The organism is Actinoplanes sp. KI2 (assembly GCF_025630775.1).
Taxonomy (GTDB): domain Bacteria; phylum Actinomycetota; class Actinomycetes; order Mycobacteriales; family Micromonosporaceae; genus Actinoplanes.
In genome coordinates this window covers 284,860-303,126 of record NZ_JAOSZE010000001.1, presented here as the reverse complement: position 1 = coordinate 303,126, position 18,267 = coordinate 284,860, and the positions used below count along the sequence as shown (strand labels likewise).

At 71.2% G+C, this 18,267-nt stretch carries 16 protein-coding genes and 1 tRNA gene; 6 read left to right on the top strand and 11 right to left on the bottom strand.

The genetic code is table 11. The features are described 5' to 3' along the window. Positions 1 to 25: 25 nt before the first annotated feature. The 4 genes from ODJ79_RS01380 to ODJ79_RS01365 form a co-directional block, all read right to left on the bottom strand. Positions 26 to 3,676: an adenylate/guanylate cyclase domain-containing protein gene (locus tag ODJ79_RS01380; RefSeq protein ID WP_263021405.1), complete on the bottom strand. Its 3,651-nt coding sequence runs from the start codon at positions 3,674 to 3,676 to the stop codon at positions 26 to 28. Beyond that, entirely contained in the window at positions 3,673 to 4,470 is a 798-nt protein-coding gene (locus ODJ79_RS01375; protein ID WP_263021404.1) for an MBL fold metallo-hydrolase, read from the bottom strand. The genes ODJ79_RS01380 and ODJ79_RS01375 overlap by 4 nt, the downstream gene beginning before the upstream one ends. 106 nt (positions 4,471 to 4,576) lie before the next feature. Next, complete coding sequence (locus tag ODJ79_RS01370) at positions 4,577 to 5,062, bottom strand: RidA family protein (RefSeq protein ID WP_263021403.1); 486 nt, start codon at positions 5,060 to 5,062, stop codon at positions 4,577 to 4,579. Further along, entirely contained in the window at positions 5,059 to 5,214 is a 156-nt protein-coding gene (locus ODJ79_RS01365; protein WP_185038204.1) for a DUF4177 domain-containing protein, read from the bottom strand. The genes ODJ79_RS01370 and ODJ79_RS01365 overlap by 4 nt, the downstream gene beginning before the upstream one ends. Before the next feature lie 102 nt (positions 5,215 to 5,316). Here ODJ79_RS01365 and ODJ79_RS01360 point away from each other — a divergent pair, with 102 nt between their 5' ends. The 3 genes from ODJ79_RS01360 to ODJ79_RS01350 are packed head-to-tail and all read left to right on the top strand — an operon-like array spanning position 5,317 to position 8,196. Further along, positions 5,317 to 6,075 carry a hypothetical protein gene (locus ODJ79_RS01360; RefSeq protein WP_263021402.1) on the top strand — a complete coding sequence of 253 codons (759 nt, stop codon included), beginning with the start codon at positions 5,317 to 5,319 and terminating at the stop codon, positions 6,073 to 6,075. A 23-nt stretch (positions 6,076 to 6,098) separates the two neighbouring features. Then, positions 6,099 to 7,055 (top strand): ArsA-related P-loop ATPase, encoded by a 957-nt coding sequence (locus ODJ79_RS01355; RefSeq protein ID WP_263021401.1) that lies wholly within the window; start codon positions 6,099 to 6,101, stop codon positions 7,053 to 7,055. Positions 7,056 to 7,074: 19 nt separating this feature from the next. Further along, positions 7,075 to 8,196 (top strand): ArsA family ATPase, encoded by a 1,122-nt coding sequence (locus ODJ79_RS01350; protein ID WP_263021400.1) that lies wholly within the window; start codon positions 7,075 to 7,077, stop codon positions 8,194 to 8,196. 32 nt (positions 8,197 to 8,228) lie between these two features. Here ODJ79_RS01350 and ODJ79_RS01345 read toward each other — a convergent pair whose 3' ends face one another. Further along, positions 8,229 to 8,531: a WhiB family transcriptional regulator gene (locus ODJ79_RS01345; protein WP_263021399.1), complete on the bottom strand. Its 303-nt coding sequence runs from the start codon at positions 8,529 to 8,531 to the stop codon at positions 8,229 to 8,231. 306 nt (positions 8,532 to 8,837) lie between these two features. Between ODJ79_RS01345 and ODJ79_RS01340 the strand changes: the two genes are divergently transcribed. Next, positions 8,838 to 11,261 carry a transglycosylase domain-containing protein gene (locus ODJ79_RS01340; protein WP_263021470.1) on the top strand — a complete coding sequence of 808 codons (2,424 nt, stop codon included), beginning with the start codon at positions 8,838 to 8,840 and terminating at the stop codon, positions 11,259 to 11,261. 88 nt (positions 11,262 to 11,349) lie between these two features. On the opposite strand, the gene ODJ79_RS01335 is transcribed toward ODJ79_RS01340, so the two are convergent. After that, entirely contained in the window at positions 11,350 to 11,805 is a 456-nt protein-coding gene (locus ODJ79_RS01335) for a GatB/YqeY domain-containing protein (RefSeq protein ID WP_263021398.1), read from the bottom strand. Positions 11,806 to 11,830: 25 nt separating this feature from the next. On the opposite strand from ODJ79_RS01335, the gene ODJ79_RS01330 reads away from it, so the two are divergent. Further along, positions 11,831 to 12,730, top strand: a complete 900-nt coding sequence (locus ODJ79_RS01330) for a metallophosphoesterase (protein WP_263021397.1) — start codon at positions 11,831 to 11,833, stop codon at positions 12,728 to 12,730. A gap of 72 nt (positions 12,731 to 12,802) precedes the next feature. Then, positions 12,803 to 12,879 (top strand) — tRNA-Pro (locus tag ODJ79_RS01325). Positions 12,880 to 13,406: 527 nt separating this feature from the next. On the opposite strand, the gene ODJ79_RS01320 is transcribed toward ODJ79_RS01325, so the two are convergent. The 5 genes from ODJ79_RS01320 to ODJ79_RS01300 all read right to left on the bottom strand — a co-directional run bounded on the left by ODJ79_RS01320 (position 13,407) and on the right by ODJ79_RS01300 (position 18,214). Then, a complete protein-coding gene (locus tag ODJ79_RS01320) occupies positions 13,407 to 13,724 on the bottom strand; it encodes a hypothetical protein (RefSeq protein ID WP_263021396.1) in 318 nt (105 codons plus the stop codon). A gap of 293 nt (positions 13,725 to 14,017) precedes the next feature. Then, positions 14,018 to 14,242: a hypothetical protein gene (locus ODJ79_RS01315; protein ID WP_263021395.1), complete on the bottom strand. Its 225-nt coding sequence runs from the start codon at positions 14,240 to 14,242 to the stop codon at positions 14,018 to 14,020. 218 nt (positions 14,243 to 14,460) lie between these two features. Beyond that, positions 14,461 to 14,757, bottom strand: a complete 297-nt coding sequence (locus ODJ79_RS01310; RefSeq protein ID WP_263021394.1) for a hypothetical protein — start codon at positions 14,755 to 14,757, stop codon at positions 14,461 to 14,463. Between the two features lie 78 nt (positions 14,758 to 14,835). Further along, entirely contained in the window at positions 14,836 to 17,052 is a 2,217-nt protein-coding gene (locus ODJ79_RS01305) for a putative bifunctional diguanylate cyclase/phosphodiesterase (RefSeq protein ID WP_263021393.1), read from the bottom strand. A 4-nt stretch (positions 17,053 to 17,056) separates the two neighbouring features. After that, positions 17,057 to 18,214: an FIST signal transduction protein gene (locus tag ODJ79_RS01300; RefSeq protein WP_263021392.1), complete on the bottom strand. Its 1,158-nt coding sequence runs from the start codon at positions 18,212 to 18,214 to the stop codon at positions 17,057 to 17,059. Positions 18,215 to 18,267: the final 53 nt, after the last annotated feature.

The following is an 18,267-nucleotide window of genomic DNA, read 5'->3' as shown; positions in this document are numbered from 1 at the left end:
GAACTTACGCCAGGACCGGACGAGGTCATCCCGGCACGTCGGACGCGTAAATGACAGTTTCGAGCGGCTCGGCCGTCAGTGTGTCCCGCAGCTCCTCGGCGGCGGCCCGTTCGCTCGCCTGCTCGGTCGCATGGGCGAGGGTGACCGCCTCCTCGGCGGCCCGCCGGGCCTCGTCGCAGCGGCCGGCCGCGGCCAGCACCCGCGCGTAGGCCATCGCCGCCAGCACGCCGCTGCGCACATCCTCGGAGGACGCCTCGCGAGCCCGCTCGATCCAGGTCAGGGCGGCCTCGACCCGGCCGTCGGCCAGCAGCGCCGAGGCGTACGAGGCGAGCGCGTTGCGCCGGGAGAAGAGCAGCGACGGGGCGCCGAGGTCGCTGGCGATCGGCGCGAGCAGCCCGATCGCGGTCGTCGCGTCGCCCGCCCGGACCCGCGCCTCGGCCAGCAGCACCCGCGGGCCGACCTGGGCCGGCGCCAGCGGGTTGTGCGGCTCGACCGCGGCCATCACCCGGCGGGCGTCGGCCTCCGCCAGGGCCAGGTCGCCGCGGTGCAGGCTGACGAAGCCGCGCAGGGTGCCGGCCATGCCGAGCAGCAGCGGGTGGCCGGTGCGGTCGGCGTACCCAAGGGCGTCGGTGAGCAGGTCGAAGGCGTGATCGAACTCACCCAGGCCGCGGGCGATCGCGCCGCGCACGACCATGGCCAGACCCCGGCCCCAGTCGTCGCCGACCGCGTTGAAGTCCCGGTACGCCCGGCGCGCCTCGCCGTCGGCCTCGCCCAGCTCACCCAGCTCGCTCGCGGCGTACGCCTCGACCGCCCGCAGCGTGCCCACCGCCCAGGCCTCGCCGACCCGGTCGCCGAAGGGCAGGAAGATCCGGGCCAGCCGGCGCGACTCCTGCAGGCGGCCGGCCAGCAGCCGGGCGAACGCGGTGGTGCCGCGCAGCCAGGACCGGCCCACCGGGTCGCCCAGCTCGGCGAAGAGCCGGGCGGCCCGGCCGAGCACCGCGTCGGTCCCGGCGAAGTCGCCGCGCGTGGTGGTCACCCAGGCGAGGTTCTGCAGCGCCCAGGCCTGGCCGTGCCGGTCGCCGGCGGCCAGGGTCACCTGGTATGCCGCCGCGAACCGGCTGCTCGCCTGGCTCAGCCGGCCGGCCAGGAAGTCGGCCATGCCCAGCCGTCGCATCGCGTTGGCGCGCTCGGGCAGCAGCTCGGCCTCGGTGGCCACGTCGAGCGCCTCCTGCCAGGCCGCGACGGCCCGGCCGGCGTCGCCCAGCGCCTCGTGCGCCCGGCCCACCACCAGCAGCGCCTCGGCCTTGCACACCGGCTCGTCGGCCGCGTTCTTGGCGATCTTCTCGCCGTACGAGAGCGCCTCCTCGGCCCGGCCCAGGCGCAGTAGCGCGCGGGCGTGCACCAGCTGGTCGGAGAGCGGCAGAGCATCCTTGACCAGCACGGCGGCGCGCTCGGCGTACTCGATGGAGGCGGCCGGCTCGATGTTGGCCAGCGCCCGCCGGGCCATCCGGCCGAGCGCCGCCACGGCGAGCGGGGCGACCTCGCGCACCGCCGCGTCGGGGCGCAACCGCACCTGGTCGGCCAGCTCGACCGCGCACTCGGCGTGGGTGGCCACGAACGCGTCCCGCTCGTTCTCGGTGAGGCTGAGCCGGGAGGCGCCGTCGTAGCCGAGCCGGTCGATCGTCTCGGGGGCGGCCCAATGCGCGAGGTACGCATGCCGGTCGGCCAGGTCGGCCTTGCCGATCCCGGAGTATGCCGCCTCGCGCATCAGCGGTGTGGTGAACGCGTAGCCGCCGCGCACCCGGTGCAGCATGCGGCGCTGCAACAGCTCGTCGATCGAGCGCTCCAGCTCGACCGCGGCCACCGCGCCGGGCCGCGCGTCGCTGGCCGCCCGCCGCTCACGCAACGCGTCGATCACGCCGGTCGGCACGGTGTCGCCGACCACGGCCGCGTCCCGCAGCACCGCGCGCGGCTCGGGCGGCAGCGCGTCGATCCGGGCCGCGAGCACCGCGGCCAGGTCCCGGGAGAGCAGTTGGCTGCCGAGCGAGCTGCTGAGCGAGCCGGTGGCCAGCTGCCACCGGCCGGCCGCGTGCGCGCCGATCGCCGGGGTCAGCGCGCCCCGCTCCATCAGCAGCGTGACCATCTCGGCCAGGTAGAACGGGTTGCCCTGAGCGGTGGCGAGCAGCCGGTCGGTGTCGGCCTGCGGCAGCTTGCCGCCGTTGAGGTAGGAGGTGAGCAGCCGGGACGCGTCCGCGCCGCGCAGCGGGGGCAGGGTGTGCACCTCGGCGTCGGCGAGCCGGGTCAGCGCGCCGGCCGTGCGCACCAGCTCGGGCCGGCCCAGCAGCAGCACCACGACCGGGCCCTCGAGCAGCGAGAGCGTGCGGCCCAGCGCGTCCACCGTCGATGCCGTCGCGTCGTGCAGGTCGTCGACGATGACCACCAGTGGCGCCTCGGCGGCCAGCGCGGAGAGCAGGTCACCCACCGCGGTGGAGACCGCGTCGGCGTCCTGCCGGGTGGTGGCCGGCTGCCAGTCGGCGCCGGTGGCCGGGCCGACCGGGTTGGTCGGCGCCTCGCCGTAGCCGAGCAGGCCGAGCAGCCGATCAATGTCGATCTTGGCAGCCTCGTCGTCGCGGCTCACCCGGTTGGCCAGCTTGCGCAGCCGCTCCTCGACCACCGAGCGGCCGACCGTGGAGACGACGTCCTTGGGGAGGCCGACCGACTTGCGGACCAGGTCGGCCAGCGGCGCGAAGCGGCGGCGCTCGCCGAACGCGCGGCAGCGCACCCGGAGCACCCGGGCGCCGGTGTGCGCCGCGTACCGCCCGCCGCCGCCCACGTCGTAGCCGGCCGCGAGGCGCTTGACCTCGCCGGCGAAGCGGGACTTGCCGATGCCGGCCTCGGCGGTCATCACCATGACCCGCGGCGTGTTCGAGTCGATCGCCTCGGCGAGCCGGCCGGCCACCCGGCCGAGCTCGGTCTCCCGGCCGACGAACGGCGCCTCGTCGCCGAGGCCCGATCTCGTGCCCGGCGCGTCGTGCAGGCCGAGCAGCTCGAACGCGGGCACCGGCTCGCGCTTGCCCTTGAGCCGCAGCGGCCGCAGCTGCCGCCAGGAGGCGACGTGCCGGGTGCCGGCGCTGGTGCGCGAGCCCGCGTAGACCGCGCCCACCGCGGCCGCGTCGGCCAGCCGGGCGGCGGTGTTGACCGTGTCGCCGATGACCGTGTATTCAATGGACGCCTGGATGCCGGCCACCACCTCGCCGGTGTTGAGCCCGACCCGCAGGCCGAGCGGGGCGCCGCCGCCCCGCTCGTCGTCCAGCACCCGGCGGACCGCGCGTTGCATGCTCAACGCGGCTCGGACCGCCCGCTCGGCATCGTCCTCATGGGCCACCGGGGCGCCGAAGACCGCCATGATCCCGTCGCCGGTCAGCTTGTCGACATGCCCGCCGAACGTCTTCACCGCGCCGGCCAGGGCGGCCAGAACCCGGTCGGTCACCGCGCCGACCCGCTCCGGGTCGAGGTCCTCCGACCACGAGGTGAAATCGGACAGGTCACCGAAGAGCACGGTCACGATGCGCCGCTCGGCGGCGGGCAGGGTAGCCGCGGCCGGGAGGGCGGCGCCGCAGTTGTGGCAGAAGCGGGCGCCGGGCACGGCGACGGTTCCACACACCGGACAGGTCACAGCCGATCCAACCCGTCGGCCCTTGTTCCTGATTCCCGATTTTTGTGACTCAGATAATCCAGTTGAGCTTTGGCACTGAAGATCGCCGCAAACCGCACGGCCGGGTCGATGTCTGGATAAACGAGATCCACTACCTTTTCCGGCGTGTCCGCGCCGCTGCGCACCGCCGCCTCCACCTGGGCCAGGCGCTCCCGCCGATGGTCGAGGTAGAACTGCGCCATCGCGGCCACGTCCGGCTGCGCCGGGCCGTGCCCGGGCAGCATCGGAACGTCGCGGTACGCGTTGATCAGCTCCAGGCTTGCCAGGTACGCGCCGAGATCGCCATCGGGCGCGGCGACGACCGTGCTGCCCCGGCCGAGAATCGTGTCGCCGGTGAACATGGCCCGGGCGTTCCCGGATTCGACGAGAAAACACACCGAATCAAGGGTGTGCCCGGGAGTGTCGAGGACCCGGATCCGCAGGCCGTCGCTCTCGATCTGCGGTTCGAGCGGTGCGCCGTGCTCGGCGTCGGCGGCCAGCACCGGGGTGCCGCCCAGCATCGCGGACAGCCGGGACGCGCCCTCGACGTGATCGTGGTGACCATGCGTGATCAGAATGGCACGGAACGGAGCGTGCTCGGCGATCGCCCGCAGGTGGCCCTCGTCGAGCGGGCCCGGGTCGATCATGAAGGCGAACGCCTCGCCCGGCGCGCGGAGCACCCACGAATTCGTGCCGTCCAGCGTCATCGGGCCCGGATTGGGCGCGCGGAGAAGCGTCACCCAGCCCGGCAGGCCGTCGAGCTCAGCTCCCCCCATGCGCGAAATCGTACGTCGCACATGGGGGTTGAGCCGAGGACCGGATGTGCGATCTCAGCAGCCGCTCAGGTCTCCGAGCACGATCCTTTCAGGCGATCGGCCGAGGTCACGCGACCTCGATGATCGCTTCCACCTCGACCGGGGCGTCCAGCGGCAGCTCGGCCACCCCGACCGCGCTGCGGGCGTGCCGGCCCTGCTCGCCGAAGACGTCGCCGAACAGGCCCGAGGCGCCGTTGACCACCGCGGGCTGGCCGGTGAAGCCGGGCGCCGACGCCACGAAGCCGACCACCTTGACGATCTTGACGACCCGGCCGAGGCCGACCAGCGCCTCGACGGCGGCCAGCACGTTCACCGCGCACGTGCGGGCCAGCTCGGCGCCCTGCTCGGCGGTGACCTCGGCGCCGACCTTCCCGGTCTGCGCCAGCTTGCCTCCGACCATCGGGAGCTGGCCGGAGACGTACACGTAGTTGCCGCTCTGCACGGCCGGAAGATAGGCCGCCAGCGGCGGCACCACCGGCGGCAGGCTGATGCCGAGCTCGGCCAGCCGCGCGTACGCGTCGACCCCGCCCTCCCCGGCGATCGGCGTCGTCACGATTTCGGCCGCTTCATGTATGCGACCAGCTGCTCGGGGTTCGGTCCGGGAACGACCTGGACGAGCTCCCAGCCGTCCTCGCCCCAGTTGTCGAGGATCTGCTTGGTCGCGTGGACCAGCAGGGGCACGGTCACGTACTCCCACTTCTGCATCGCCTGATGACTCCCTAATCGTCGGGTACCGGGTCAGCTTAGGACCCATGCCGGGGTCGCCTTGGCTAGGCTGAGAACACCGACGAGATCACGGAGGGCGACATGTTGCACGCACCGGGCGGTCATCCGGAGCCCTCTCCGGTGCCGTCGCCCGATCCGGAGCCGCCGCAGCCCATCCCGCCGGACGATCCGATACCGACTCCGGAGCCGCCGCACGCCTGGGACGACACCGACACGCCCACGGCGGCGATGCCGGTCGTGGGCCCGGAGCGGACCCAGGTGATCGCGCCGGAGCAGGTGCGGCACGAGGCGATCGAGTCGCCGGAAAACCCGCATTGGCAATACTCCGTGCCGCCGCCGGAGGTGCCGGGCGAGCCGATCTGGTCCGGCCCGCCCCAGCCCTCGCCCCCGGCGCCGAAGGGCAAGCGCGGCGCGCTGTGGGTCTCGCTGGCGCTGACCGCGACCCTGATGCTCTGCGCCGGCGGCGCCGTCTCGGCGTATTTTCTGCTTCGCGACGCCGACAACCCCGGCTCGCCCGACCCGGCCACGGCGGTCAACCGGTTCCTGACGGCCGTCTACACCCAGCAGGACGCGACCGCCGCCAACAACCTGGTCTGCCGCGACGCGCGCGACCAGACCAAGCTCACCGAGCGGGTCAACGAGATCAAGAAGTACGCGAACGGATACCAGGACCCGGTCTTCCACTGGGACGAGCCGACGGTGTCCGCCTCGGGCGATGACCGCGCGAAGGTCAAGGCCGAGGTCACGATGTCCACCGGCGACGAGAAGATGGCCCGGCAAGACCTCGAGTTCACCGTGATCCACAAGACCGGGTGGCTGGTCTGCGAGGTGTCCGGCTGACAGCTCGCCGTACCGTGGAGGGCATGGGCGAGCACGTCAACGACAGATGGCCGGCGCGGCTGCACGTCGTGACCGGCAAGGGCGGCACCGGCAAGACCACGGTGGCCGCCGCGCTGGCGCTCGGCCTGGCCGAGGGCGGCCGGCGCACGCTGCTGGTCGAGGTGGAGGGCCGGCAGGGCATCGCCCAGCTCTTCGAGGTGGAGCCGCTGCCCTACAAAGAGCTCCGGATCGCCGAGGTCGCGGGCGGCGGCGAGGTGCGCGCGCTCGCGGTCGACGCCGAGGAGGCGCTCCTGGAGTACCTCGACATGTTCTACCACCTGGGCGCGGCCGGCCGGGCGTTGCGCAAGGTGGGCGCCATCGACTTCGCCACCACGATCGCGCCCGGCCTGCGTGATGTACTTCTCACCGGCAAGGTGAAGGAGGCGACCACCCGCTCGCACGACGGCCACCGGGTTTACGACGCCGTGGTGCTCGACGCGCCGCCGACCGGGCGGATCGGCCGGTTCCTCAACGTCACGGCCGAGACCGCGAAGCTCACCAAGGTCGGCCCGATCAAGACGCAGAGCGAGGGCGTCGCGTCGCTGCTGCGCTCGCCGATCACCTCGGTGCACGTCGTCACCCTCCTCGAGGAGATGCCGGTGCAGGAGACCCTGGACGCGATCGCCGAGCTGAAGGCGCTGAACATCTCGCTGGGCCGGATCATCGTGAACGGCGCCCGCCCGGCGCTGCTCACCGCCGGCAAGGTGACCAAGGCCGAGCTCAAGCGCGGCCTGGCCGAGGCGGGCCTGGCCACCGACGCGGCCACGGTCAACGGCCTGGCCGCCGAGGCGAAGGCCTACCTGACCCGCCGCGATCTGGAGGAGTCCCTGCGCGGCGAGCTGGCCGAGTCGGGACGGCCGACGATCGAGCTCCCGCTGCTGCCCGGTGGCGCCGACCGGGCGGGACTGGACGAGCTCGCGAGCGAGCTCATGCGGGCCTGACCTGATTACCCTGGAGTACGTGGTGGCTGAACCTCTCGACGTCGACCGTCTCCTCGCCGATCCGGCCACCCGCATCATCGTGTGCTGCGGCGCCGGCGGCGTGGGCAAGACGACCACCGCGGCCGCGCTCGGCCTGCGCGCCGCCGAGGTGCACGGCCGGCGCACCGTGGTGCTGACCATCGACCCGGCCCGCCGGCTGGCCCAGTCGATGGGCCTCAGTGAGCTGGACAACACCCCGCGCCAGGTCAAGGGCATCGGCGGCGAGAACGGCGGCGAGCTGCACGCGATGATGCTCGACATGAAGCGGACCTTCGACGAGGTGGTGCAGCAGCACACCACCCCGCAGCGGGCCGCCGAGATCTTCGCGAACCCGTTCTACCAGGCCATGAGCTCGACCTTCGCCGGCACGCAGGAGTACATGGCGATGGAGAAGCTGGGCCAGCTGCGGTCGACCGACGAGTGGGACCTGATCGTGGTGGACACCCCACCGTCCCGCTCGGCACTCGACTTCCTGGACGCGCCGGCCCGGCTGTCCCGCTTCCTGGACGGCCGCATGCTGCGCCTGCTGCTCTCCCCGGCGCGCTCCGGAAAGAGCATGTTCAGCCTGGTCACGGCCTCGTTCGGGCTGTTCTCCCGGACCGTTCAAAAGATCTTGGGTGCCCAGCTGCTGACCGATCTGTCCGGGTTCGTGGCGGCGCTCGACTCGATGTTCGGCGGCTTCCGGCAGCGCGCCGACGAGACGTACCGGATCCTGCAGGACCCACAGACCGCGTTCCTGCTGGTCGCCGCGCCGGAGAAGGACGCCGTCCGGGAGGCCGCGTACTTCGCGGAGCGGCTGGTCGCCGAGCGGATGCCGCTCGCCGGCCTGGTGCTCAACCGGATGCACCGGTCGGACATCTCCGGCCTGAGCGCCGAGCGCAGCGAGGCGGCCGCCGACGGCCTTTCGGCCGAGCAGCGGATGACCGCGGACGCGCTGCGGATCCACGCCGGCCTGATGCGGCAGATCGAGCGAGAGGTACGCGTGGCCGCCACGCTCACCGACGCGTTCCCGAGCGTGCCGGCCACCTCGGTCACGGCGCAGCCCGCCGACGTTCACGACGTCGACGGGCTGCGGACAATCGGCGTTCTGCTCGTCGGCTGAGGCAGCTGGCTCCGCTTCGCTCCGCGGGCTGGTCAGCGGGTCTGGATGAGCACCTTGTCGGAGCTGGACTCGCGCAGCGCGGCCTCGAACATCTTCCGCCAGCTCGCCACGTGCGGGTGACGGCGCAGCAGGGCCCGCCTCTCCCGTTCTGTCATGCCTCCCCAGACACCGAACTCGATCCTGTTGTCCAGGGCGTCGGCGAGGCACTCGTAGCGGACCGGGCAGCTGCGGCAGATCCTCTTCGCCACGTTCTGCTCGGCGCCCTGCACGAACAGTGCGTCAGGGTCGCCACTCTGACACGCCGCCATGCTGGGCCAGTCGCTGATCATCCCCATCTGTACACGTCCCCCCTTGCGTTACCCCCCTTGACGTCTGCACCGCATATGTCCCCCAAGCCGTGCAGACGTCGTGCGACAGCTCGCCGGACCATCATGCTCTGTAGTCGGGCGATTACGCAACGTTGTCCCTCAAAAACCAATAGCCCGGGAGTATCGGGCAAAGGCCACGAAGGCCGTGGTCGTTTGCCGAAGAGGGCTGCGCCGCGCGGTGGAGAAGGCGCAGAATCAATCTGGGCGAAGTAGGGCGTTCACGACAGGCGGCGGCGTGCCCCTTTCGCGTACCCTGCTCGGGTGACCCCCTGGATGCGCAGACGCGATCACACGACCTTCGCCAACGCGACCTCGCTGTTGGTCTGCGGTTTACTCGCCGGCCTCGTGGTCGCGGCCGCGGCCTTCCCCGCGGCGGCCATGTCGGGACTGGCCGCCAAAGCGGGCGGCGAGTCGTTCGCGAAACTGCCCAGTGAGCTCAAAGACTTCAGCTCGCCGCAGATCACCCGGATCTACGCGTCCGACAACAAGACGCAGATCTCGCAGTTCTACGACGAGTTCCGCAGCGACGTGCCGCTCAAGGAGATCTCGCCGTACATGCGGGACGCCATCGTCGCGGCCGAGGACCGGCAGTTCTACCACCACAACGGCGTCGACCTGAAGGGTGTGGCCCGGGCGTTCGTCAACAACAACAGCGGAAAGGCCCAGCAGGGCGCCTCGACGCTGACCATGCAGTGGGTACGGATGGGCCTGGCCTACTCGGCGACCAACCCGCAGGAGGTCGTGGACGCGACCAAGGACACGCCGAAGCGCAAGATCACCGAAATGAAGTACGCGCTGCAGGTGGAGAAGGAGCTCTCCAAGGACCAGATCCTGGAGCGCTACCTGAACATCGCGCCGTTCGGCAACCAGGCGTACGGGGTCTTCGCGGCCAGCCAGGTCTACTTCAACAAGAAGCCGAAGGACCTCACGATCGGCCAGGCCGCCATGCTCGCCGGCATGGTCAAGGCGCCGACCAGCTTCAACCCGATCAATCCCAGCGGGTACAAGCAGATCCTCGAGCGGCGCAACAACTACGTCATCCCCGGCATGGTCCAGCTCGGCATGATCACCCAGGCCGACGCCGACAAGGCGGTCAAAGAAGCGATCCCGAAGCAGGTCAAGCCGGTCGGCAACGGCTGCGTCTCGGTGGCGAAGAACGCCTGGGGCTTCTTCTGCGACTACTTCTACCGCTGGTGGATGGGCCGGGAGGAGTTCGGAGCGACCCCGTACGACCGGGAGCGTCGCCTCAAGAGCGGCGGCTACCGGGTCACCACCACGCTCGACATCAAGGCGCAGACGTCGGCCCGGGCGAACATCACCGAGCGGATCAAGGACGCCAACAAGAACGCCCTGCTGCTCGCCGCGGTCGAGCCCGGCAGCGGCAAGGTCCGCGCGCTGGCCGCCAACCGCAAGTACAAGCTCGACGACCCGGCGCACCCGCAGAACTCGCTCTCCTCGGACCCGAGGAAGGCCGAAAAGGGCATCCGGGGAACCTATCCGAACACCACGAACCCGCTGCTGACCGGCGGCGGCGACATCACCGGCTATCAGGCCGGCTCGGTGTTCAAGATGTTCACCATGGTCGCCGCCCTGGAGAAGGGCTACCCGCTCGGCTACACGATCAACGCGCCGAAGCAGTTCCGGTCGAACTACATCATCGACTCGGGCAGCCCATCGGCGTGCGCGGGCACACAATTCTGGTGCCCCGGGAATGCGGGCGAGGGCGAGGCCGGCGTCTACAACATGTGGACGGGCTTCGGTAACTCGGTCAACACGTACTTCGTGCCGCTCGAACAGACCGTCGGCGCCGAGAACGTGGTGGCCGTGGCGAAGCGGTTCGGTGTCCAGTTCCGCGTGAAGGAGGACGCCGACCTGGCCAGCCCCGGCCGCGCCAACCAGTGGGGCGCGTTCACGCTGGGCGTGTCCGCGTCGACGCCGCTGGACATGGCGAACGCGTACGCGACGCTGGCCGGCGACGGCATGTACTGCGCGCCGACGCCAGTCGAGCAGATCACCACCCAGAACAACGAGAAGCTCGACGTCGGCAAGTCCCACTGCATCCGCGCCACCAGCAAGGACGTGGCCCGCGCCGCCCTGGACGCGGCCCGCTGCCCGGTCGGCGACTCGGCCCAGCTGGGCCAGTGTCACGGGACGACGGCCGGCCAGACCCACGACGCCGTGAATCACCCGGTGTTCGGCAAGACCGGCACCACCGACCACGACAAGACCGCCGCGCTGATCGCCGGCACGACGTCGCTGGTCGTGGCGGGTTATCTGGTCAACCCCGACTATCAGGACCACTCCGACCGGATGTCCCACCAGATCGTGAACCCCGCGGTCTGGAGCACGCTGGCCGACTACATGGACGGCAAACCCAAGGTCCAGTTCAAGACCCCCGACAACGAAAAGATCGCGTACGGGGACCAGCGCTCCATCCCCGACGTGGAGTGCGACTCGATCTCCGAGGCGAAGGACCGCTTGGAAGGCGCCGGCTTCGACGTCTCGGTCGGCCCCACGGTCGACTCCAGCTGCCCGGCCGGCACCGTCGCCGACACCAACCCGAGCGGCCGCACCATCAAGGGCGGCGTCGTGGTGATCGAGGTGAGCAACGGCAAGAACGACCAGCCCGCGCAAACCCCGACGGGCACACCGACGTTGCCCGTCCCCACCGTCGGCCCCACGAGGCCGAGACGCTGACCGGACCAGGACAGCCGCAGGGGCGGGCCCGCGTGGCCCGCCCCTGCGTCGTTCGGCCCGTCATCGCGTACGGGAAAACGGTGGACGGCTAGGCACCCAGCCGGCGCCGGACCTCGGCGGCCACGCGGCCGCCCTCCGCACGCCCCGCGACCGCGGCCTGCGCTGCCTTCATCGCCGCACCCATGTGCGCGCGGCTGGTGAAGCCACCGGCCGCCAGCGCTTCGGCCACCAGCGAGCCGATCTCCTCATCGGTGAGCTGCTTCGGCAGATAGCGGTCGATCACCTCGCCCTCGGAGCGCTCCTTGGCCGCCTGCTCGGGCCGGTTCGCGTCGGCGAACGCGGTGGCCGCCTCGCGACGCTTCTTCGCCTCCTTCGTCAGGACCGCCAGCACCTCGTCGTCACTGAGGTCACGCGCCTCGACGCCGGCCACCTCGGCGGTGCGAACCGCGGCCAGAGCCATCCGCAGCGTCGCGGTGGTCAGCTCGTCCCGGGCCTTCATGGCGGTGTGCAGGTCATCGTTCAGGCGGTCTTTCAGCGCTCCCATGGATGGACAAACTACTCTTGCGGTCATGCGTAAGCGTCCCGTTATTGCTCTGGCCGCCGGTGTGGCGGCGGTCGGAGCGGCCACCTTCGCCTACTCCTCACTGATCGAGCGGAACCTTTTCACGCTTCGCCGCTTCGACGTGCCGGTCCTCGAACCGGACGCCGAACCGCTACGCCTGCTGCACATCTCCGACCTGCACATGATGCCCGACCAGCGGCGCAAGCAGGCCTGGGTGGCCGCGCTGGCCGGCACCGACCCCGACCTGGTCGTGGTCACCGGCGACAACATGGCCGACCCGGAGGCGGTGCCCGGCGTGCTGCGCGCGCTCGACCCGTTCCTGTCGCTGCCCGGCGCGTTCGTCTTCGGCTCGAACGACTACCGCGGCCCGGTCTGGGGCAACCCGCTGCGCTACATCCTGCCCGGCGAGCGCGGCGAATACGTGCAGGGCGTCGACCTGCCCGTCGAGGACCTGCGCGTCGCGTTCACGGACGCGGGCTGGTCCGACCTCAACAACGCCCGCACGATCATCAAGGCCGGCGGCCGCTCGATCGAACTGGTCGGCGTCGACGACCCGCACATCGACCAGGACGACTACCCCTCGGTCGCGGGCACCATCTCGGGCGGCGCCGACCTGCACATCGGGGTCACCCACACGCCGGCCTCCCGGGTGCTCAACGCGATGGCCGCGGACGGCTTCGCCCTGCTGCTGGCCGGCCACACCCACGGCGGCCAGGTCTGCGTGCCCGGTTACGGCGCGCTGACCACCAACTGTGACCTCCCGCACGCGCTGGCCAAGGGCCTGCACCGCTGGCCCGACTCCGAAGCCTGGCTACACGTCTCGGCCGGTTTGGGCACCCACCCCACCGCCCCCATCCGCTTCGCCTGCCGCCCGGAGGCCTCGATCCTCACCCTGATCCCCCGCTGACCTGCGGTTTTACGGTTTGGGGGATACCGATTTCGCGTCCGCGGCGGCGTCGGATAGTATTTCGAGGCAGCTCGGGGTGTGGCGCAGCTTGGTAGCGCGCTTCGTTCGGGACGAAGAGGCCGTCGGTTCAAATCCGGCCACCCCGACCAACGAAACACCAGTTCAGGGCCGGTCTTCCGAGCAGGGAGACCGGCCCTGACTGCTGTCCGCGCTCGTTCTGCAGACGATCTGCGCTTGAGGCTTCCCCGGGGCCGAGTGCGCGGCTGGCGATGCGCCATGGCATGAATCACCTCGCTGAGTGCCCTCTGTGTCGGAGGGAAGGGCACTCCATCGTGGCGGGGCCTGACAGCGGCTCACTATCGGATCTCCTGGCTCAACTCGCGGACCTGCAGCGTGAGGCGGCGGACCTCGGAGCCAGGCTGCAAAGGGCAGAGGAGGCGGCCTCCGACACCTCCGGACGAGACCCCTCCGAACAGGTACGAATCGTCCTGTCCCCCGCCGGCCGGTGACCAGGGAATCGCGTACCGGAGAGGACATGAGCGAGAACCGCGTACGGGTACCCGACCCCGCCCTTATGCGACGTGCGGGTAGACGCATGACGCTGGAGCCGCCAGGCCACGCCGAGCAGGTTCCGGGCTTGCTTGTTGTACGACACACTTCGGGAGAGGAACCCGCCTCAGCAGGCCAATGCGACTGCCTCTGCCACGACCTCGCCAGTGGCCTGCGGTTTCAAGTCGCACCGCAGGATGCCGGAGCGTGATCGTTGCCAGGACCTTACGACGCCGCTCACCACGTTGCCTCCGCACCGCTCGGTGAAGCTTGCTTCCACGATCTGCACGGAGGTGTATGCGACTGCTACGCCGGCCGCGGAGAGTGACCACTGGTCGGCCGTCTCTTCGTGCGGGGAGTTTTCACCCATCCGGGCTACGTCCGGGCCGACCTTCTGCACGAACGCATCGAACACATACCTGGCGTCGATGCCCTCACCTTCCACGGCGACCACCACCGTACGGACCGGTCGTAGCTTGGCGGTGAAAGGCGTGTTGCCGTGAACTCGTGTCGCGTCGGAGATGTCGGTGATCGCGGTTCTCCGGAGGAGCGGCCCGAACGAAACGGTTCTGCTGCCGCACGAGGGCTCCGTCGGGGTTGCCGCAGGCACGGAACCTGCGGGGGTCGACGAGGGAGACTGCGGCGCTTTGCCCGCGCTGTCGGGTGCGGTGCAAGCGGCCAACAGTCCGATACCCATCGCAAGGCAGGCCGAACGGACCGCTCTCCGAGAAGGAAGCATCAGCAGTAATCTCGCTCGGCTACATATCCCAGCGTGTCCTTGGCCACCGTGGTGTTGCGTCGCACGGCGCCCTCGCGCGATTGGCCGAAGCTGCGCACGGTGCCGTCCGAGTCCGCGGATGCCGCGATGGTCACACCGGCGGTTTCCGCCCTGGCGGGCGCTCCGGGGAGGAGCACTACGCCCAGTGCCACCATGGCCACGCCGAAACGGTTGGCGATTCGCACTCTGTTTCCCCGTTATTCTGTTGTGGACGTCAATGGAGAGGTAATCCTCCACGCAACGCCGAGAACCTAGCACGGGCGAACAACTAAGATCGACGGTCACCGTTGTTACCGTCGAAACGCTGCGATGGCCCCGTTCCTGGATTGCCGAGGGAACGGCAGGACCCGGGTGGTGCCGGCTTTCCGCCGTACCCCCGGGTCCTGGTTTTGGGTCGTGGAAGTCAGAGCGCCAATTGTGGACGGACCGGCACCGCGGCCACCGCCGGGCCGACGCTGCGGCCCGGGAGCTGCTGCGGCACCGCGTAGGGGCCGAGCATCGACTCGACCGCGGGCGCGATGGCCGGCCGGGCATCAAGCTGGATGAGGCGGGCCGCGCGGGCCAGGGAGCCGGTCTCGCCGTCGCGGAAGCCCTCCCGGTAGCCCTTCTCGTATCGCTCGCCGCGTCCCAGCGCGCGGCCGAGCGCGAAACAGGAGGAGCTGGCCAGGGCGAGGAGGAAGAACAATGCGAAGGGTGTCACGGAATGTTCCTTCCGAGTAATTAGCTTCAATTAGGCGAAAAGTACCCCAAAAGGATCTCGCATGCGGTAGCGCGGCGATCAAGTACGCGGATGGGTGACTGGCCATCCGGTAGGTTCCTCGACCATCCGTTCGGCCAGCCGAGCCGGCAGGGCGGCGGGGTCGGTCGGGCGGCACAGGTGGTACCCCTGGCCATAGGCGCAGCCCAGTCGGCGCAGGGCGCTGAGCTGCGCGGCGTTCTCGATGCCCTCGGCGACCGTGCGCAGGCCGAGTATCTGGGCCAGCTCGACGATCGTGCGCACCAGCGCGAGATCCTCCCCGGTCAGCTCGGCCCGGGCGATGAACGCGCGGTCGATCTTCAGCTCGTCGACCGGCAGCTCGCGCAGATAGGCCAGCGACGAGTACCCGGTTCCAAAATCGTCGATCGACAGCTGTACGCCGAGGCCGCGCAACACGTGCAGCGCCGCCTTGCCCAGGTCCGGTTCGCTCATCAGCACCGACTCGGTCAGCTCGAGGGTGACCGCGCTGGACGGCAGGCCGGCGATCGCCAGCGCCCGCATCACGTTGTCGGCGAAGCGCGGATGCACCAACTGGTGCCCGGAGACGTTGACGTTGAGCCCGAGGTCGGGGAAGTCGCGCCGCCAGCGGGCCACCTGCGCCGCGCTGGTCTCCAGCACCCACTGCCCGATGTCGACGATCAGCCCGAACTCCTCGGCGATCGGGATGAAGTCGACCGGCGAGACGAAGCCCCGGGTCGGGCTGTGCCAGCGGATCAGCGCCTCCACCCCGGTCGGCGCGCCGTCGGCGAGCCTGATCAGCGGCTGGTACTGCAGGCGGAACTCGCCCTCGCGCAGCGCCCGCTGCAGGTCGCCGCGGAAGTTCAGGTGGTCGAGCGCCTCGGTGTGCATGTACGGCTCGTAGACCAGCACCCGCCCCGGCCCGTCCTTCTTCGCCCGGTACATCGCCACGTCCGCGTTGTCGAGCAGCGTCTCGGAGCGCTCGACCGCCTCTCGGGAGGTGGCGATGCCGACGCTCGCGCCGATGAAGATGTCCCGGCCGGCGATCCGGAACGGCTCCTTGATCGAGGCGACGATCCGGCCGCCGACCACCATGGCGGCCTCGACCGGGGAGTCGTGCAGCAGCGCCGCGAACTCGTCGCCGCCGAGCCGGGCGGTGGTGTCGCTGGCCCGTACGCAACTGCGGACCCGCCGCGCCACCAGGGCGAGCAGCTGGTCACCGGCCTCGTGACCGAGGCTGTCGTTGACCGCCTTGAACCGGTCCAGGTCGATGAACAGCACGCTGGTCGGGTCGGCCTCGGTGCCGCGGGAGGCGAGCACCCGGTTGAGGATCTTCAGGAACAGCGCGCGGTTCGGCAGGCCGGTGACCGGGTCGTGGTGCGCCTCGCGGACCGCCTCGACGGTCCGGGCGTCGGTCAGCGCCAGGCTCACCTGCTGGGCGAACGCGTCCAGCTGGTCGCGCTGCTCGGTGTACTGATCGGGGTCGCCGGGCAGCTGGGCGACCAGGCTGCCGGCCATCTCGCCGGTCACCCGCACCGGCGCGGCGATCACCGTGGCGTGCCCGGCCGGGCGGATCAGGACCCCGCCGCCGGTCATCGCGTCCCGCGCCGCCGCCTCGTGCGTCGGCCCGCCCTCGATCCCACCGCAGGTGGAGGCCACGCTCAGCCGCCGGTCGGTGCCGCCCTCGGCGAGCAGCAGGGTCACCGTGGCGTCGCCGTGCAGCAGCTCGGCCGCGCCGCCGGTGACCGCGTCCAGGATCTCCGGCAGCGGCCGCCGCCCGGAGATCGCCCGCTGGATGGTGAGCAGCGACTCGACCAGCCGCTGCCGCAGCTGCGCGGTGGTGGCCTGCCGTTCCTTCTCGGCGCGCAGGTGCCGCTCGGCGGCCAGCACCCGGATGCTGCGCAGGGCGAGGCCGAGCACCTGGGCCATGCCCTGCAGCATCTGCCGTTCCTCGGTCAGGAACGTCTGGCCGCTCCGGCAGACGATCAGCGCGTCCGCGTTCTCTCCGCCGAGCGGGTTGGCGACCGCGTGCAGCTCGCCCAGGTACGGCACGTCGAGCAGGGACTCGCCCGCGGCCACGGCGAGCAGGCCGGCCTCCGGGAGGGGGCCGCTGAAGCCGTACGCGCCCAGCACGCGGCCCTCGCGTACCACCGCGCCGACCTGGGCCTCGACCATCTCGGTGGCGCGCTCGACCGCGCTGGCGATCGCGGTCTCCTCGTCCTCGGCGGCGTTCACCGCGGTGAAGTACTCGGTGAGCAGGTGCGTCGACCAGGTCCGCATGGGCTCAGGCCAGCGCCAGCGTGACCAGGGTGAGGTGGTGCAGGCCGCCCGCGCCGCGCACCTGGGCGATCTCGCCGGCGGTGTAGAAGCCGCCGAACGGGGCGTCGCTCAACGCCGTACGCATCGCGTCGATCTCCTCCTGCATGCCGCCCTCGATCAGACCGGCCCGCCGGCCGCCGCAGTCGAAGACGAGGGCGCCGAGCGGAGCCTGGCCGCCGAGTTGGGCGACCGCCTCGGCGCAGGATTGGGCGGCACCGTCGAGCAACGCCTGCCGATCGGCCTCCATGAGCCAGACCAGCGCGCCCTGCGGCACGTCGGCGGTTCCCCAGATCGAGCGGTCCTCGTCGTCGCCGGCGTGGATGACCCGGATGTCCTCGCCGTTGCGCCGGGACAGGCCCAGCGGTTGCAGGGCCCGGCCGCTCTCGAAGAACTCCTCGGCCGTCCCGTCGAAGTCGCAGCGGCGCAGCAGCACGTCCAGAGCGGGCTCGTCGTCCAGGCGGTAGATCCGCGCGCCCTGGCTCCTCGTCACGATCATCGGGGGCTCGGTACGCCGCCAGCCGTGCGCCATGCCGATGCCGATCGGACGGTCCGAACCGAGCGCGAGGCCGAGCACCGATCCGGTCAGCACCCGGTCGCCGCAGAGCTGGAAGGCTCGCTCGAACCGGTCGTCGGCGCCGAAGCCGCCGACCATCGGCCAGGCCGCGCCGGTCTTCGAGTACGCGCCGCGGACGATCTCGTTCGGCCGGCCGGCGATCGCGTCGCCGAACAGGATCAGCACCCGGTTCGGGTCGTGCAGTCCGCGCAGCGCCCCGGCCGCCTCCGCCCCGGCCGCGCCCGGGTCGTCCGGGTCGACGGCCGCCGCCCGGGTGCGCACGTTGAAGCCGTCGCCGCCGAGCGCGGCCACCGCCAGCCCGCCCACGGTCATCCCCGCGTTGCCCAGCTCGCCCATCGTCGTGCTGCCCACGATCGCGGCGTCCGGGCCGGCCTCCTCGCGTACGGCGGCCAGCAGTTCCGGCAGGTCGTACCCGACCGAGCAGAAGACGAAGACCGCCTTGGCCGCCCTGCCGCCGATCGCCTCCGCGGCGGCCTCGGCACCGGCCTTCGCCGCGTCGGCGGCGCTGCTCTGCCCGGCGCCGAACCAGCGGTGCGGGTTGGTCTGCATGATCCTCTGATCGGCACGTTTTGTCGGTTGCTGAGTGGTTGCTTCCGGGGTGC

Excerpts from the sequence above, each read along its gene's own strand:
- ODJ79_RS01375 (WP_263021404.1), bottom strand. The coding sequence starts at position 4,470 with ATGGGGGGAGCTGAGCTCGACGGCCTGCCGGGCTGGGTGACGCTTCTC.
- ODJ79_RS01365 (WP_185038204.1), bottom strand. The coding sequence starts at position 5,214 with ATGCAGAAGTGGGAGTACGTGACCGTGCCCCTGCTGGTCCACGCGACC.
- ODJ79_RS01360 (WP_263021402.1), top strand. The coding sequence starts at position 5,317 with ATGTTGCACGCACCGGGCGGTCATCCGGAGCCCTCTCCGGTGCCGTCG.
- ODJ79_RS01355 (WP_263021401.1), top strand. The coding sequence starts at position 6,099 with ATGGGCGAGCACGTCAACGACAGATGGCCGGCGCGGCTGCACGTCGTG.
- ODJ79_RS01345 (WP_263021399.1), bottom strand. The coding sequence starts at position 8,531 with ATGGGGATGATCAGCGACTGGCCCAGCATGGCGGCGTGTCAGAGTGGC.
- ODJ79_RS01340 (WP_263021470.1), top strand. The coding sequence starts at position 8,838 with ATGCGCAGACGCGATCACACGACCTTCGCCAACGCGACCTCGCTGTTG.
- ODJ79_RS01335 (WP_263021398.1), bottom strand. The coding sequence starts at position 11,805 with ATGGGAGCGCTGAAAGACCGCCTGAACGATGACCTGCACACCGCCATG.
- ODJ79_RS01330 (WP_263021397.1), top strand. The coding sequence starts at position 11,831 with ATGCGTAAGCGTCCCGTTATTGCTCTGGCCGCCGGTGTGGCGGCGGTC.
- ODJ79_RS01305 (WP_263021393.1), bottom strand. The coding sequence starts at position 17,052 with ATGCGGACCTGGTCGACGCACCTGCTCACCGAGTACTTCACCGCGGTG.
- ODJ79_RS01300 (WP_263021392.1), bottom strand. The coding sequence starts at position 18,214 with ATGCAGACCAACCCGCACCGCTGGTTCGGCGCCGGGCAGAGCAGCGCC.